At 62.7% G+C, this 16,392-nt stretch carries 13 protein-coding genes; all 13 read right to left on the bottom strand.

Features of this window, described 5'->3' with window-relative positions; translation table 11 throughout:
- Window positions 1–1,164, bottom strand: a complete 1,164-nt coding sequence (locus PAF17_RS06730; RefSeq protein WP_271888328.1) for a hypothetical protein — start codon at window positions 1,162–1,164, stop codon at window positions 1–3.
- Window positions 1,158–1,775, bottom strand: coding sequence for a tetratricopeptide repeat protein (locus PAF17_RS06735; RefSeq protein WP_271888329.1), 618 nt, complete (start codon window positions 1,773–1,775; stop codon window positions 1,158–1,160). Before PAF17_RS06735 ends, PAF17_RS06730 begins: the two co-directional genes overlap by 7 nt.
- On the bottom strand, window positions 1,772–2,677 hold the full coding sequence (locus PAF17_RS06740) for a VWA domain-containing protein (protein ID WP_271888330.1): 906 nt from the start codon (window positions 2,675–2,677) through the stop codon (window positions 1,772–1,774). The genes PAF17_RS06735 and PAF17_RS06740 overlap by 4 nt, the downstream gene beginning before the upstream one ends.
- A complete protein-coding gene (locus PAF17_RS06745) occupies window positions 2,662–3,615 on the bottom strand; it encodes a VWA domain-containing protein (RefSeq protein WP_271888331.1) in 954 nt (317 codons plus the stop codon). Before PAF17_RS06745 ends, PAF17_RS06740 begins: the two co-directional genes overlap by 16 nt.
- Complete coding sequence (locus tag PAF17_RS06750) at window positions 3,612–3,950, bottom strand: hypothetical protein (RefSeq protein WP_271888332.1); 339 nt, start codon at window positions 3,948–3,950, stop codon at window positions 3,612–3,614. Before PAF17_RS06750 ends, PAF17_RS06745 begins: the two co-directional genes overlap by 4 nt.
- Window positions 3,947–4,777 carry a DUF58 domain-containing protein gene (locus tag PAF17_RS06755; RefSeq protein ID WP_271888333.1) on the bottom strand — a complete coding sequence of 277 codons (831 nt, stop codon included), beginning with the start codon at window positions 4,775–4,777 and terminating at the stop codon, window positions 3,947–3,949. Before PAF17_RS06755 ends, PAF17_RS06750 begins: the two co-directional genes overlap by 4 nt.
- A complete protein-coding gene (locus PAF17_RS06760) occupies window positions 4,771–5,727 on the bottom strand; it encodes an AAA family ATPase (protein ID WP_271888334.1) in 957 nt (318 codons plus the stop codon). Before PAF17_RS06760 ends, PAF17_RS06755 begins: the two co-directional genes overlap by 7 nt.
- A gap of 182 nt (window positions 5,728–5,909) precedes the next feature.
- Window positions 5,910–10,448, bottom strand: a complete 4,539-nt coding sequence (gltB, locus tag PAF17_RS06765; protein WP_271888335.1) for a glutamate synthase large subunit — start codon at window positions 10,446–10,448, stop codon at window positions 5,910–5,912.
- Complete coding sequence (locus tag PAF17_RS06770) at window positions 10,445–11,212, bottom strand: hypothetical protein (RefSeq protein ID WP_271888336.1); 768 nt, start codon at window positions 11,210–11,212, stop codon at window positions 10,445–10,447. Before PAF17_RS06770 ends, gltB begins: the two co-directional genes overlap by 4 nt.
- Window positions 11,213–11,222: 10 nt before the next feature.
- Window positions 11,223–12,707 (bottom strand): NAD(P)-dependent oxidoreductase, encoded by a 1,485-nt coding sequence (locus tag PAF17_RS06775; protein ID WP_271888337.1) that lies wholly within the window; start codon window positions 12,705–12,707, stop codon window positions 11,223–11,225.
- 157 nt (window positions 12,708–12,864) lie between these two features.
- Window positions 12,865–13,665 carry an undecaprenyl-diphosphate phosphatase gene (locus tag PAF17_RS06780; RefSeq protein ID WP_271888338.1) on the bottom strand — a complete coding sequence of 267 codons (801 nt, stop codon included), beginning with the start codon at window positions 13,663–13,665 and terminating at the stop codon, window positions 12,865–12,867.
- Window positions 13,665–14,651 carry a complex I NDUFA9 subunit family protein gene (locus tag PAF17_RS06785; RefSeq protein ID WP_271888339.1) on the bottom strand — a complete coding sequence of 329 codons (987 nt, stop codon included), beginning with the start codon at window positions 14,649–14,651 and terminating at the stop codon, window positions 13,665–13,667. Before PAF17_RS06785 ends, PAF17_RS06780 begins: the two co-directional genes overlap by 1 nt.
- 73 nt (window positions 14,652–14,724) lie before the next feature.
- Complete coding sequence (locus tag PAF17_RS06790) at window positions 14,725–16,296, bottom strand: GMC oxidoreductase (protein WP_271888340.1); 1,572 nt, start codon at window positions 16,294–16,296, stop codon at window positions 14,725–14,727.
- Window positions 16,297–16,392: the final 96 nt, after the last annotated feature.

Raw genomic sequence — 16,392 nt, forward strand, 5'->3', positions numbered from 1 at the left:
TCAGCTGTCCGGGGGATTTCGGCGCGCGCGGCGATTCGCGCCAAGATAGGACCGCAGCCAGACGCCTGCGTCGAACTGCGTCATCGGGCTGGCCCCGAACAGTTGCCGATCCAGTGCCGAGGTGTCGTGGTGCATGCCCGTGCGGGTCTCGTGCAGGTCGATGGCGCGGCGCAGGGCAGGCAGGTCGTTGCGCGCGGCGGCAGTCTTCATGGCCGCGATATGGGGTGAGGGCAGCAGCCGGCGCAGCCATGCCGCCATGCTGTGTGGACGAAACCTGTAGATCAACAAGGTCAAAGAGATCAGGAAGGACAGCAGCGGCACGACGACCAGCCAGGCATTGCGGAAACCTGGGGCCTCGGCCGCGCCGAAATTCGCGCCAAACCCTGCCAAGCCGAAGGGAATCGGCTTCATCGGTGCAACCTCGATCTGGCGGGACATGGTATCGAACCAGGGAAAGCCGAACCCCGGCAGGATTGCGGGTTCACCGGTATGAGGACGCAATTGCCATTCCCATTCCACCCGCGCGACCGGCCCTTCGGAGGTCAGGATGGATTCGCGAATTTCAGGGGCGGTGAAGCTGATCATCCAGGGTTGGCGCAGATCGGGGCGTGGCGGCAGGTAATGGGGCAGCGTGCCAAGTGCCTCGATCGTGACCTTTCGGGTCAGAACCTCGTCTTGCTTCAATTGGCCCGGTTCTGCTGACAATTGGTCAGTCAGGGTCAGGCTGCGGGCGGCAAGCGGCGAATGATCTGCTGGAAACGGCTGAACATTCAGGGTGGTCTGTGGGGCAGGGACAGAAATTTCGGCTCTGCCGCCATCTGCGGTGACATAGGTCAGGTCATGGTGAACCGGCCCGATATGCAGCCGCCCGGCCCGGCGGGGGAAAACCGCGATCTGGCGCTCGAAGATTTGCAGAAGTCGGCCGTTAACACGTTCCTTGTGCCAGTCATCGCGCGCGGTTTGCACCCAGTCATATTCGGGAGAATCGGGGAACTGCATGTCTTCGAGGGAAATCGTCAGGTCATATTCCCCGCGTATCCGCAGCCGGACCATTTCCGACACCACGGGGTTTCCGTGATCATGCAGGATCATCAGGCGGGCGTCCTGCGCTCCGGCCATGCATCCCGGCAGGATCACGATCAGGATCGCGATGAATCTTACCATGGTTCACCCTCGGATGGGCGGATCAGGCCCAGTTGTGCGCGCCGGTCATATTCGGCCCGCAACCGCAGCTTCAGGAATTCGCCGGGGTCGTCACTGATGGTTTGCAACCATATGTCACTGGCGGTGATGCCTTTATTGTCCAGCTTGCGTTCCCATTCGGGTCCGGAGGCATTGGCAAGAAGATCGGCGATGATTGGTGCATCGGTTGTTATCCCGCCGGCCCCTGAAATCCGACCGGGCACGACTGTCTGTCCACGCACCGGGGGATACATCGCCGCGACGATCTGGCGATTGCGGCGCGCCTGTTCATCGGCAGGATCGGCAAAGAGCATGGCGTCGAAATAGGCCACCGACAAGGAGTAATCGCCCGTGGCTGCCAGGCTGAGCCCGCGATTGTAGGTTTGCGAACGGCCGGCGGCGGCGAAGCTGGCATCGGCTTCCTGATAGGCGCCCGCCCGGTATTGCGCGACGCCGCGTGCCGCCGGGTCGTGCAGGATACGGGTCGCGATGCCGTTCCAGCCCGCGCGCAAGGCCAACCGCCCCAGCGCATTTGGCCCTGCGGCCATCAGCATCAGGATCGCCAGCAGCGCAACGAACAGGGCGGATCTCATAGCGGTCTCCGCAGAAGCAGCATCAGCGGGATCAGCGCCAGTGCCGCCAGAAATGGCCCGAGATCGCGATATTGCAGCGCCGTCAGGTCCGCAGCCCGATGAACGGAAGGTCCGGTTGACAGCGCCGCCGCCAGACGCGTTGAATCCCCGGCGGGCAGGACCATGCCATCATTGCGCGTCAGGCGGTCCAGCGCATCGCCGGGTGGAGGGCTGGCACCCGGTGCCGGGTTGACCAGCCGCAGCGCCGAAATGCGCACCGATTGCGCCGCAAGGCGGTCGGCGGCCGCATTGGTGGCCGGATCGACGCCACCGCCATCGGAAATCAGGATCAGATCGCCCTGCGGCACTTGTCGGAACATTGTCGCGGCCATGGCCAGGGCGGCGGCGGGCTGGCTGCCCCGACCGGGGACGGTATCGGCATCAAGCACCGCAAGCAGCGTTTCCAGCGTGGCCGGGTCAGTGGTTGGCGCGGCGGCAAGATAGGCCTCGCCGGTATAGACGATCAACCCGACGGGACGCCCCGCAAGCCCTTGCAACACGCCTGCCGCCGCCAGTTGCGCCACCTTGAGATCCGGTCCTGTGGCGACCGATGCCGACATGTCGATTGCAATCAGCGCCGCGTCACTTTGGGCCAGGACCGGCGTGTCGCCGCGCGGGATGGCGGGGCCGCTCAGGCCGCAAAGCAAGGCCAGAATCGCCAATGGCATGCTTAGCCCCTGCAGCCGCGATTGTCGGGTGTGGATGGCCCCCAGGGCGATCATTGCCTGCAACATGGCTTTGGGCATGACCCGTTCCCATCCGCCTGCGTCGCCGGGATTGTGCCGCCGCGCGATCGCCATCACCGCCAGCGGGAACAGCCCCAACAACCACAAAGGCCGCAAAAGGATCACGTCAGGGTCCATGCCCGCCTCCGAATTTCGGCAAGGATCAGGCAGGCAAGCGCCAGCCCCGCGGGCCATGCCCAATAGGACCGCCAATAGCGCATCGGCGGGCGGGTGGCCGGGTTGGGTTCCAACCTATCCAGCGTGGCGGCGACCCTTTCCAGATCGGCGGTGGACCTGACGCGAAAGCTCTGCCCGTTCGAACGTGCGGCGATTTCGCGAAGGGTGGCGACATCGACGGCATCGCGGGATTGGGGCTGATCTTCCATATCCGCGGGACCAAGGGCAATCGTATGCACGCGTATCCCGTGTTCTGCGGCCAGGGCGGCGGCTTCGGGTGCTGGCACATTGCCCGAGGTATCCACCCCGTCCGACAACAATACGATGACCCGCGTCGGGGCGTCGCTATCGCTCAGGCGGCGCATTGCCAGGCCCAGCCCGTCCGAAATGGCGGTGCCGCGCCCCGAGATGCCGATCTGTGCTTCACGAATGGCGCGGGCGACGGCCTGAACGTCAAAGGTCAGCGGAGCCGCGAAATAGGCGCGTTCGCCAAAGATGACCAGGCCGATCCGGTCGCCACGTCGCGCCGCGACAAATGTCGCGGCCGTTTTCTTGACGGCCTGCAACCGCGTAACCGGCTGATTGTCGAGATGGAAATCCTCTTTCATCATGCTGCCGGACAGATCCAGCGCCAGCACGATGTCACGTCCCGATGCGGGCACGATATCGGTGATCGCTTCGCTGCGCGGCCCCGCCAGGGCAAGAACCAGCGCGATCCATGCCGCAGCATATAACCGGTTCTCTGCGCTGCGAAGCAATGGGCGGGCAGGTGCGGCGGCGCGGTCGATGTGAACCGGTACCCGCAAGGCAGGAAACACCGCTGACGCGCCCCTGTGCCACACACGCAGCAAAAGCGGCAAGGGCAGCAGGATCAGCAGCCATGGCGCGGCAAAGCTCATGCCGGTCTGCGCGATTTGCTGATGATCCTTTCAATCTGATCATCCGTCGGAGCGGGTTCTTTGCCATAGGCTGCGGGGCGCAAACGGTCCGGCAGGTAACCCGTTATTCGTGCAATGGCCAGCAACCGTTCCTGCGGGGGCAGGCCACGCGTCGCACGAATACGGCTTGCGCGTGATGCGTGCCGCCGCAGGAATGGCCGCATGATCACGAAGCATCCCACCGCAGTCAGCATTCCCAGCCCGGCGAGGGCGATGATTTCTTGCCAGCCCGGCGTTGCCATGTCGATTGGAATCCGTGGCGGATGCAGGGCGGCCAGCATTTGTTCATGCGTCACGGCTGCACCTCGCATGGGGTGGCACCAAGGGCGGCAAGCCGGGCGCTCAGTGCCGTCAGATCGGGCTTGTGCAGCCGGACCAACCGTCCTTCGCCATCGCGGCGGATCGCCAGGACACCCTTGGGGGGCATGGTTTCGATCTTGTCCAGCATCAACGCGACGGTCAGCTTGCGGCGGCGCGCCAGCCGGGCCAAGGCAGTTTCGGCCCCCTGCCAACCATGGGGCGAGGTCGCAAGAAAGACCTGTCCGCCGGCCGGCGCGATCCGCGCGGCGGTGGCAAAGGCCTCGCCGGGCGCGGTCTCGGTCTGATTGCCAAGCGCGCGGGTTTGCTGATGCGCCAGAAGATGCGCGATCTTGACCATATGGGCGTCGCCCGACGCGGCCCCAAGATGCGCAAGACCGGCGCCGGATACGGTCAGCACGGCGACGCTGCCACCGCGCCGGATCGCCTGCCAGCCGATCCGGGCCAGCCATCGCGCCGCATGAACCGACCGCAAGGAATGGCCCGTGCCCCAATTCATCGCCGGTCGAAAATCCGCCAACAGCAAGGTAATGTCGTCGCGGTCTTCGTGATGGCTGCGGATATGGGGATGGCCGGTGCGTGCCGTGGCCGCCGGATCGAGGCGGCGGGGGTCATCGCCGGGAACAAAGGCGCGGATCTCTCGCAGATCCATTCCGCTGCCTTGCTGCCGTGCCGCCAGCGCGCCGGGCCGGCGCGTCGCCGGGCGATGGCCGCCATCCGTTTCGGGTTGCTGACGCAAGGCCAGAAGCTCTGTCGCGGTGACGCGGATACCTGTGTCGTCGGGCAGATCGGTCGCAGTTACCACGGGCGCACCTCGCGCAGGATTTCGGCGACCAATGTCCGGCCGTCGCGACCTTCGCTTTCGGCCTGCCATGCCGGAACCAGACGATGGGACAGGGCATCCGCCGCAAGATCCTCGGCGTCGTCGGGCAGTCCGTGATCGCGCCCGTTCAGCCATGCCCGCGCACGCACGGCGCCGGCCAGCGCCAGTGTGCCGCGTGGGGAAACGGGATGCTCGACCCATTGCGACACCGCACCGCCATCGCGGGTCGCCATGACCAGTCGGACAATGAAATCCTTGAGGGCAGGGGCCAGGTGAACCTTGGCGATTTCGACCCGCGCCTGCTTCAACTGTTCGGGGGTGACGAATGCCTCGACCCGAAGGGGGGCCATCGCCTCGGCTTCGATCAGGTCCAGGATGGCGCGCTCTTGCGTGGCGTCGGGCATGTCCAGCCGCAGATGCAACAAAAAGCGGTCAAGCTGTGCCTCGGGCAAGGGAAAGGTGCCTTCGTGTTCAATCGGGTTCTGGGTGGCGACAACCATGAACGGATCGGGCAGGGCACGTGTGACCCCGCCGGTCGTGACCTGCCTTTCGGCCATGGCCTCAAGCAGCGCGGCCTGTACCTTCGGGGGCGCGCGGTTGATTTCATCGACCAGAACAAGGCTGTGAAATACCGGTCCCGCAACGAAATCGAAATCTCCGGTTTCAGGCCGGAAGACCTGGGTGCCGGTCAGGTCCGAGGGCAGCAGGTCGGGGGTGCATTGAATGCGTGCATCGTTTCCCGGAAGATGCGCCGCCAAGTGGTTCACGGCACGGGTCTTGGCAATGCCGGGGGGGCCTTCGATCAGCACATGGCCGCCGGCCAGCAAGGCGATCAGCAGTCGCTCGACCAGAATCTGGTGGCCGATAAGCCCGGCACCGATTTCTTCGCGCATGTGCGTCAGCGCCTGATGGGGTGTGGTCATATCCTTCATCGCGTCCCTCCCTTGTGGCGGGCATCGCTGATGCTGCCGTCACGGGACCATGATGACGCGATCGGCGCAGAAAATCGCCTCCGACTTTGGTTTGGAATTTCATCACATGCAAAACACGAGGTCGGTCACGAAAAACGCGGCCCCGGATGGGGCCGCGTCATGTTCTGTCAACCGGGTCGGGCCTATTCGGCCGGAACGGCGCTGCTTTCGTCGACCGGTACGATCGGATGGCTGAGATGGGGCAGCATTTCCTTGGGGCAAACCTGAAGGAAGTTGGCCTTTTCCTGATCCCAGTCCTGCAGGATCTGTTCTGCCTTGCGCGACATCGTTTCGATCTGGTGGCGTTCGATCAGCGATTTCAGCTCGTTTTCCCAATGCTCTTGGGTGACTGGGCACAGGACCAGCGTTTCGGCGTTGATATAGTCGCGGGCATGGCCCTCTGGATCGTAGAGATAGGCCATGCCGCCGGTCATGCCGGCCCCGAAATTCGCCCCGATCGAGCCAAGGATGACCGCTGTGCCGCCGGTCATGTATTCACAACCGTTGGTGCCGCATCCTTCGATGACGACCTTGGCGCCACTGTTGCGCACTGCGAAACGTTCCCCTGCACGACCTGCCGCGAACAGATGCCCGTCGGTCGCACCGTAAAGCACCGTATTGCCGATGATGGTGTTGTCCTCGGCCTTCAGGGGGCTGGCCATGGGCGGGCGGACCGTGATGGTGCCACCCGACAGACCTTTGCCAACATAATCATTGGCATCGCCCGACACTTCCAGCTTCAGCCCCGGCGCGGCAAAGGCACCCAACGCCTGCCCGGCGCTGCCGGTCAGCCGCACGGTCAAGTGATCGGGCTGCAGCTTGTTCCGCATGCCGAATTTCTGAACGATCATGCTGGATGTGCGCGTGCCGATGGTGCGCAGCGTGTTGCGGACCGCATAGGACAGCTGCATCTTTTCGCCATCGCTGAAGAACCGCTCGGCATCGCGGATGATTTCCGCGTCCAGCGTGTCCATCACCGCGTTGCGCGGCTTGGAGCGGTCATAGACGATCTTGTCCCAGCCATCGACGGTGATCAGTAGCGGGTTCAGGTCCAGATCGTCCAGATGCGCGGCGCCACGGCTGACCTGGGTCAGCAGGTCGGCGCGGCCGATCACCTCGTCAAGGCTGCGCGCCCCGATCGAGGCCAGGATCTCGCGCACTTCCTGGGCATAGAAGGTGATCAGGTTCACGACCTTGTCGGCGCTGCCGGTGAACATCGCGCGCAGCTTTTCATCCTGCGTGCAGACGCCCACGGGGCAGGTGTTCGACTGACACTGGCGGACCATGATGCAGCCCATCGCGATCAGGGCGGCGGTGCCGATGCCGTATTCCTCGGCCCCCATCATCGCGGCCATGACGATGTCGCGACCGGTGCGCAGACCGCCATCGGTGCGTAGCGTGACGCGTTCGCGCAGACGGTTCATCGCCAGAACCTGATGCGCCTCGGTCAGACCCATTTCCCACGGCAGGCCGGCGAATTTCACCGAGGTCGCGGGCGACGCGCCGGTGCCGCCATTATGGCCCGAGATCAGGATCACGTCGGCCTTGGCCTTGGCCACGCCCGCCGCGATCGTGCCGACGCCGCTGGATGCCACCAGCTTGACGGTGATCTTGGCGCGCGGGTTGATCTGCTTGAGGTCGTAGATCAGCTGCGCCAGATCCTCGATCGAGTAGATATCGTGGTGCGGCGGCGGCGAGATCAGCGTCACGCCCTGCGTCGAGTGGCGCAGGCGGGCGATCAGCTTGGTCACCTTCATGCCGGGCAGCTGGCCACCCTCGCCGGGCTTGGCGCCCTGCGCGACCTTGATTTCCAGTTCCTCGCAGGCGTTCAGATATTCGGCGGTGACGCCGAAACGACCCGATGCGACCTGCTTGATCTTGGCGCAGGGGTTGTCGCCATTGGGCAGCGGGTGGCTGTGGGCCGGATCTTCGCCGCCCTCACCGCTGTCGGATTTCGCGCCGATGCGGTTCATCGCGATGTTCAGCGTCATATGCGCCTCGGGCGACAGCGCCCCCAGCGACATGCCCGGCGTCACGAAACGCTTGCGGATCGAGGTGATCGATTCCACTTCCTCGATCGGCACCGGTTTGCCAAGCGGCTTGATGTCCAGAAGGTCGCGGATATGGATCGGCGGGTTTGCACGCATCGTCGCGCTGAACTGTTTCCAGATGTCATAGCTTGCCTTGTCGCAAGCCATCTGCAGCAATTTCATCGTGTTGGCTTCCCAGGCGTGCTTTTCGCCCGAGCGGCGCAGCTTGTAGAAACCACCCACCGGCAGCAGATCGGCGTTGTCGCCGCTGAAGGCCTTTTGGTGGGTCTCCTCCAGCTTGCTTTGCAGGCCGTGCAGGCCGATGCCGCTGATGCGGCTGTGCATGCCGGGGAAATACTCGGCGACCATGGCGCGGGACAGGCCGACAGCTTCGAAATTCAGGCCGCCGCGATAGGACGAAATGACCGAGATGCCCATTTTGGCCATGATTTTCAGCAAACCCGCGTCAATCGCATCGCGATAGCGGCGCATGTTCTCGATCAGCGTGCCGCCCAGCAACCCGCGTTCGATCCGGTCATTGATCGAATCCTGCGCCAGATAGGGATTGACCGTGGTGGCACCGCCACCGATCAACACCGCAAAGTAATGCGGATCGATGCATTCGGCCGAACGCACATTGATCGAACAGAAGGTCCGCAGCCCCTTGCGTGTCAGCCAGGAATGCACCGCGCTGGTTGCAAGGATCATCGGCATCGCAACGCGGCTTTCGTCCTGATGTTCATCGGTCAGGACCAGATGCCCGGCACCCGAGCGCACGGCATCCTCGGCCTCGGCGCGGATTCGCGCCAGATTCTCGCCAAGGGCATCGGCGCCGCTATTGGTGGCAAAGGTGCAATCGATATAGGTGACGGTGTCGCCGAACATCTTGCACATCTCGCCGAATTCACCATTGGCGATGAACGGGCTTTCCAGCGTCAGGATTTCAGTCTGCGAACTGGATTCATCCAGCACGTTCTTCAGGTTGCCAAAGCGCGTCTTCAGCGACATGACCCGCGTTTCACGCAGGCTGTCGATCGGTGGATTGGTCACCTGGCTGAAGTTCTGGCGGAAAAAGTGGCTCATCGGGCGATACTGGTTGGACAGCACCGCGGGGGGCGTGTCGTCACCCATCGAGGCGATTGCCTCTTTGCCGTCTTCGGCCATCGGCGACAGCACGTGTTCCAGCTCTTCCATGGTATAGCCGGCTGCGGTCTGGCGGCGGCGCAGGTCGTCACCTTCGAAGCGATGCTGTTCGGGCAGGTCGCGCATGATGTGGTTCAGGTCGACGACCTTTTCGATCCACTCGCCAAAAGGCTGGCTGCCGGCCAGGCGATCCTTGATCGCCGTGTCGTGATACAGTTTGCCTTCCCACATATCGACGGCGATCATCTGACCCGGACCAAGCGCGCCCTTTTCGCGCACGGAGGATTCGTTGATCGGCACCATGCCCACCTCGGAGCCGGCGATCAGCAGATTGTCTCCGGTCACGACATAGCGCATCGGGCGCAGACCGTTCCGGTCCAGGCCGCCACAGACCCAGCGACCATCGGTCATGGCCAGTGCGGCGGGACCGTCCCATGGTTCCATGACCGAGTTGCAATAGGCATACATGTCCGCCCACGGTTTGGGCATGTCGGTCGTGGCCTTGGACCAGCTTTCCGGTACCAGCATCGTCTTGGTCATCGGCGCGCTGCGGCCCGAACGGACCAGAACCTCGAACACCGAATCCAGCGCGGCGCTGTCCGACGACCCTGCCGGGACGATGGGCTTGATGTCTTCGGCCATGTCGCCAAAGGCACCGCTTGCCATGCGGATCTCGTGGCTTTTCAGCCAGTTCAGGTTGCCTTTCAGCGTATTGATCTCGCCGTTATGGGCCAGCATGCGGAACGGCTGGGCCAGCCACCATTGCGGGAATGTGTTGGTCGAATAGCGCTGGTGATACAGGGCGAAGCTGGATTCGAACCGCTCGTCCTTGAGGTCGGGATAGAATTCCGCGACCTGCTCGGCCAGCATCATGCCCTTGTAGATGATGCTGCGGCAGGACAGCGAACAGAAATAAAGCTGCGTGACCTGCGCGGCAATGGCAGCCTTTTCGATCCGGCGGCGGATGATGTAGAGTTCACGCTCGAACTGGACCTGATCGATGTCCTTTTCGCAACGGATCAGGATCTGTTCGATTTCGGGGCGGGTGGCATTCGCCTTTTCGCCCAGAACAGCGGTGTTCACAGGAACGTGGCGCCAGCCATAGATATAGTGCCCCATCCGCAGAACTTCGGATTCCACGATGGTCCGGCAGGTTTCCTGCTGGGCAAAATTGGTGCGCGGCAGAAAGACCTGGCCAACCGCGATCAGCTTGTTCTGATCGGGTTCGTGTCCGGTGCGCCGCACCTGATCATAGAAAAAGGGAACCGGGATCTGAACATGGATGCCCGCCCCGTCGCCGGTCTTGCCATCGGCGTCCACGGCGCCGCGATGCCAGATCGCCTTCAGCGCGTCGATGCCGTTCTGCACGACCTTTCGGCTGGGTTTGCCGTTCAGGTCAACGACGAAGCCAACGCCGCATGAGGAATGTTCGTCCTCGGCCCGATACAGGCTGTTTTCGGCCATCCAGTCGCGGCGGGCCTGTTCTTCTTGCTGCCAATCCTTGCTCATAGCTGGGCCCTTTCGTGCAGAAGCTGCGTCATCAACTGATCGCAGTCGAATTGTGGTGTTGTCTCGCCAAAGCCGGGCTCTCCGGGAAAGCTGAACAGCACGGGGCTGTCATTTGTTTCCCGACGTTCGCCGGTCCAGTCGCGTTGAATTTCAATGCCGCCGTAAAAGCGGCGCATGGCGCGGTTGATGAATTGCTGCCCTTCGCGGGTGATCAGCACCTCGCCGCTGGCGTCACTGGTGGTCAGCCGGAACTCGGTTTTCTCAAGCTGGATCCCGTCAATGGTGACGGTTTCGCCGGTCAGGATATCTTCGCCGACATGGTGCAGGCGTTCGCCCGTGCCGGACACGGTCCAGAAATCGAAATCGTCGTGTCCGGTTTCGATCAGCGTCGAAAAGCTTGCATGATCGCGGGCCTCTTCGACCAGCATATCCTCAAGCCCGGTATCCGGGTCCGAGCTTTCGATCCAGCGCGTTTCCGAATCGATCCGCGACTGATGCGTCAATCCGTCCTGACCGAACAGCGCACTGCGCTGATGGCCGTCGGGATCGGCGGTGCAGCGATAATATTGACCGACCGAACAGCCGCGATTCTGCACCGTGACCTCCAGGGTGCAGCCCTGAGGTGTGTTGAATGTCGCCGCGTGGCCGGGCAGGGCGGCGGTCGCCGCCCATATCAGCGCCAGAACGGTCCCGGTCCGCGCCCGGGCGGCGCCGGTGCGGCGATCCTGGCGCGGATGGGTGGCGATCTTTGCATGACTTGGCATCATGGCGATCTTACTGGGCTGCGATGCGTGCATCGCCGGTCAGAAAATCGGCGATCGATTCGGCGGCCTCGCGACCATCGCGGATCGCCCAGACAACCAGGCTGGCGCCGCGCACGATGTCACCCACGGCATAGACCCCGGGAAGCGAGGTCCGGTGCGTCTGGAAATCGGCCTTGATGGTGCCCCAGCGGGTGACCTCGAGACCTTCGGTTCCCCAAAGGCGCGGCAGTTCCTCGGGTTCGAAACCAAGCGCCTTGATGACCAGATCGGCGGGCTCGTCGTAATCGGCACCTTCGATCAGTTCGGGCGATTGACGGCCGGTCACATCCGGCTGGCCGAGGCGCATTTTCTGGATACGCACGCTGGCGACCTGATCGACGCCATCGACATCGGCTTCCTGCGCGACGGCGGCTTCGCCGGTGACATGACCGCTGAACGAGCCGGGGGCCGACAGCCAGACGAATTCGACGCCTTCTTCTTCGGCATTCTGCACTTCGCGCTGCGAACCGGGCATGTTGGCGCGGTCGCGACGATACAGGCATTTGACCGATTGCGCGCCCTGACGGATGGCGGTGCGCACGCAGTCCATGGCGGTGTCGCCGCCGCCGATGACGATGACGCGCTTGCCATTGGCGTTCAGTTCGCCGTCGTCGTAATCGGGAACGTCATCGCCGAAATCGACCTTGTTGCTGGCGGTCAGGTAATCGATGGCGCGGACGACGCCGCCGGCATCTGCATTGTCGATGTCCAGATCGCGGGTCTTGTAAACGCCGGTGGCGATCAGCACGGCATCATGCTTGCCGCGGATCGCGTCAAAGCTGATATCCTCGCCGACATTGCAATTCAGCACGAACTCGACACCGCTATCCTCAAGCAGCTTGTTGCGGCGCATGACCACGTCTTTTTCCAGCTTGAAGCCGGGGATGCCATAGGTCAGCAGCCCGCCTGCGCGATCATAGCGGTCATAGATGGTAACCTGAAAGCCCTGGCGGCGCAGCATATCGGCTGCCGCCAGCCCGCCGGGGCCGGCGCCGATGATGCCAACCGATTCCGAGCGTTCTTGCGCCGGCATCGCCGCAGTGACCCAACCCTCTTCCCAGGCGGTATCGGTGATGTATTTCTCGACCGCGCCGATGGTGACGGTGCCGTGGCCGGATTGTTCGATCACGCAATTGCCTTCGCACAACCGGTCCTGTGGGCAAATCCGGCCGCAGATTTCCGGGAATGTGTTGGTGGCCTGACTGACCTTGTATGCCTCTTGCAGGCGGCCTTCGGCGGTCAGGCGCAGCCAGTCGGGGATGTTGTTGTGCAGCGGGCAATGGCTTTGACAATAGGGCACGCCGCACTGGCTGCAACGGCCTGCTTGATCGGCCGCCTTCTGGGCAGCGAATTCGCGGTAAATTTCGTGGAAGTCTTCGCTTCGCTCGGCGGCCGAGCGTTTTTCCGGCATTTCGCGCGGGGTCGATACGAATTTCAACATCTTCTGCGTGGCCATGGCTGCGCAACCTTCCGAACTGTCAGGAACTTCCGAGGTTCGAATAAACGATGCGGCCGGGAATGAAAAGTCAGCCATGCTGACCTTTCTGGCGTTTTTCGCGCTTTGTTGGGACATAAATCGCCCCGACCTCGACTTTTTAGGTCAGCAGTGCTGACTAAAATGCCAGCAGAGCCAGCAAAGCAACGCTTCCGACGATGATCCGCCACCAGGCAAACAGCGCATAGCCATTCTGTGACACATAGCCCAGCAGCCAGCGCACGACGACAATCGCGGTCAGAAAGGCACAGACAAAGCCCACCGCGATGTTGCCAAGCGCCGCCGCATCCAGAATATCGCGATTCTTGTAAAGGTCATAGACAAAGGCGCCCAGCATCGTGGGCATAGACAGGAAAAAGGAAAACTCGGCGGCCGACCGCTTGTCAGCGCCCAGTGTCAGCGCCCCGACGATTGTTGCCCCGGAACGTGACACACCCGGAATCATGGCCAGACATTGGATGAACCCGATCTTGAAGGCCATGGACAGCGGAAAATCCTCGGCCCGGAAATAGCGGGGATTCTTGGCCCAACGGTCGACGAACAGCAAAATTATCCCGCCTAGGATCAGCATCACCGCGATCAGGATGGGCGTTTCAAACAGCACGGTCTTGATGATGTCATGTGCCAGAACGCCAATCACGACGGCCGGAAGGAAGGCCAGCAGGACCGCGGCGATAAAACGGCGCGAGGCAGGATCATGCGGGGCCGACGAAAAAATGGCCCAGAGGCGCGTTGAGTAGACGCCCAGAATGGCCAGAACCGCACCGAGTTGAATGACCACCTCGAACGCGCGTCCGGGCGACTCGAATCCAAGGAACCGTCCAGCAAGCAGGACATGCCCTGTGGATGACACCGGAATAAATTCGGTCAGGCCCTCAAGAAGCCCGAGGACCGCCGCAATAATCGTATTTGGTTCCATTAAAACCCGCGAAGATTCTTGGCCGAATTCTTGATCGCGTCATATTGCCCCGAGGGCCGGAACCGCCACAGGTAATCGTCGATGACCGCTTCGGCCGCGGTTGGTTGAATTCCCAGGTCGCCAAAGCCCTTGGCGTCCGGGTCGGCCACATTATCCTTGGCGAGCAACAGCAATTGGTCGCGCCCAAGGATCTTGTTCTTGAACAGCCCGAAGCTGGCGAACTGCGCGCCGTCCAATACCGCGGCGCCGATGCCTGCAAGCCAGAAGGGCATATTGATGATCAGCCGGCGACGATGGGCCACCCGGAGCGTTTGGGTAACAATCTCGCGCAGGGTCATGACATCGGGGCCGCCCAGTTCGTAAATGCCTGGCTCGGCTTCGCCGGCCGCGCCCATCGCGGCGGCCTGGGCGACATCTTCGACATAGACCGGTTGCATGCGGGAACGGCCCCCGGCAATGGGCATCACCGGCCCCAGCCGGGCAAGGCTGGCAAACCGGTTGTAAAAGTGATCATCGGTGCCGAAGATCACCGATGGGCGCAGCACGATCGCGTCGGGGCGGTGTTGCAGGACCGCAGCTTCGCCGCGCGCCTTGGCGGCGACATAGCGGCTGGCCGATTCCGGATCGACGCCGATCCCCGACAGATGCACGATACGGGCAACGCCCATCTCCGCGGAAATGCGGGCGATATGTTCGGCGCCTTCTTCAAAGACATTGGCAAAGGTGCTTTTGCCTTCAGCGCGTTCGATATTCACACAGTTCACAACGGCGTCCGCCTCGGACATCGCCGCCCGGACCGAGGCTTCGTCACGAATGTTGCACAGCACGGGCACCACCTGTCCGACGGCACCATAGGTGCGGGTGAACAGGGCTTCGTCCGGGCGCCGTACCGCGACCCGCACACGCCATCCGCGTTTGGCCATCAGTCGCGCAACCTGCCGACCGACAAAGCCCGACCCACCAAAGATCGTGACCAGATTCGCCATTGGCTTCTTGCCTCCTTCGTGCAGCATCCAGTCGTTCAATACCCAAGCGCGGGTGCCACGACAAGCCGCAGGCTTAGCCGGCCTTCAGCTCGGCGATCAACGTATCGGCAACGCGATAGGCATTCGCGGCAATCGTCAGGCTGGGATTGCAGCCGTTCGACGTCGGCATGAAGCTTGAATCGGCCACTGTCAGGTTGTCAATTCCATGCACCCGGCAGTTGCGGTCCAGCACGCTGTTGCGCGGGTCGTTGCCGAAGCGCAGTGTTCCGCAGGGATGGGCAAAGTTCAGGTTCGGCATGTGGTTGAAGAAGATGCGCCGGTGCTTTCGGAAGGCCTGCTTCATTTCGCGGCGAAAGGCCGTGCGACGTTCTTTCAGCTCATCATGGATGTGGTATTCGAACTTCAGCTTGTCGGGGTGCGTCGGATCGATCAACACCCGGTTTTCGGCATAGGGCAGATCCTCAAGCACACCGACAAAGATCTTGGCAGGTCCCAGGACCGGCAGGATCCCGTAGGGCAGCGCGCGCAGGACGTGCCGCAGGGGGCGCAGCTTGCGCAGTGCCGAGCGGTCGAACATTTCGTTCAGCGCATAAAGAACCTCGCCATATCCGGCGTCGATTCCCATGGACTGGATCAACCCAAATCGTTGTCCGTCCTTGTGGTACAGGTCGCGCAGGCTGATTGCGCGGCTGGGCGATCTGGACCTGGTGCCGTTGCCCGGCCAGATTGCCAGCATTTCGCTGAGATGGAACATCAGGTTGCGCCCGACCTGATCGCTGCGATTGCCAAGCCCGTCCGGCCACGCCTCGTTCCTGGATTTCAGCATCAGCGAGGGTGATCCAAGGCCGCCAGCGGCAAGGACATAGTGACGCGCCGTGAGGGAAAAGCTTTCTCCGTCCCGATCGCAAATGATCTGGTTGACCCGCTCACCAGCGTCGATGCGGGTCACGTTGCATCGGTCAAGAAGATGCGCGTGCCCGGTTTTCAGCGCCGGAAGAACCCCTGCAGAGCGGCCATCCATCTTGCAGGGGCGCGGGCAGCGCCTGCCGAAACATTGTTGGCAGTCGGGCGGAAATTCCGCCGCGAGATGGGTTTGATAGGGGTTCAGCCCCGCTTTGGAAAATGACGCGCGCAGCGAAGCATCCACCGGCGTCACCCTGCGCGCGGGGCGCAGCTCTGGCGCGTCAATGCCGCCTAGCGGATCGACCTCGCCGCTGATGCGAAAGTTTTTTTCGGCAAGATCGAAATAGCCGCGCATTTCATCATAGCTGACCGGCCAGCCGCCCGTTGGGTGCGGCCGTTCCGACGAATCGTCGAGATCATGCGGCTCCGGGCGTTCAAGCGTTGCGGCGTAAAAGGTCGATGTTCCGCCGACACAGGCGCCGACCATGCCGAACAATTGGGAATCGCGTCCGTCGATCCTGGCTTCCAACGGATAGGGCCAGATGCCTTCGTTCAGGCGATCGGCAGGGTCGGTTGCGCCGGTCTCGACCTCGACGCCGTTGCTGCCGTCCAGGTCGGGGCCCTTGTCCAGCATCAGCACGGAATGTCCCGCCTCTGCGATGCGGCGCGCGGTGCTGCCGCCGCCGATGCCTGTGCCAATGACTATGACATCCCAATCCCGGGAGATAAAATCGTCCAACATTTACTCGTTCCCAACAGCCTGCCAGGCAGGCATACCAATTACTTATGCAGCAATATGATCTAAAATCGCGCGAGATAGTATCTGTCATTTGAGGCA

Origin of the sequence: Paracoccus onchidii (assembly GCF_028294535.1) — a bacterium.
GTDB classification, from domain to species: domain Bacteria; phylum Pseudomonadota; class Alphaproteobacteria; order Rhodobacterales; family Rhodobacteraceae; genus Paracoccus; species Paracoccus onchidii.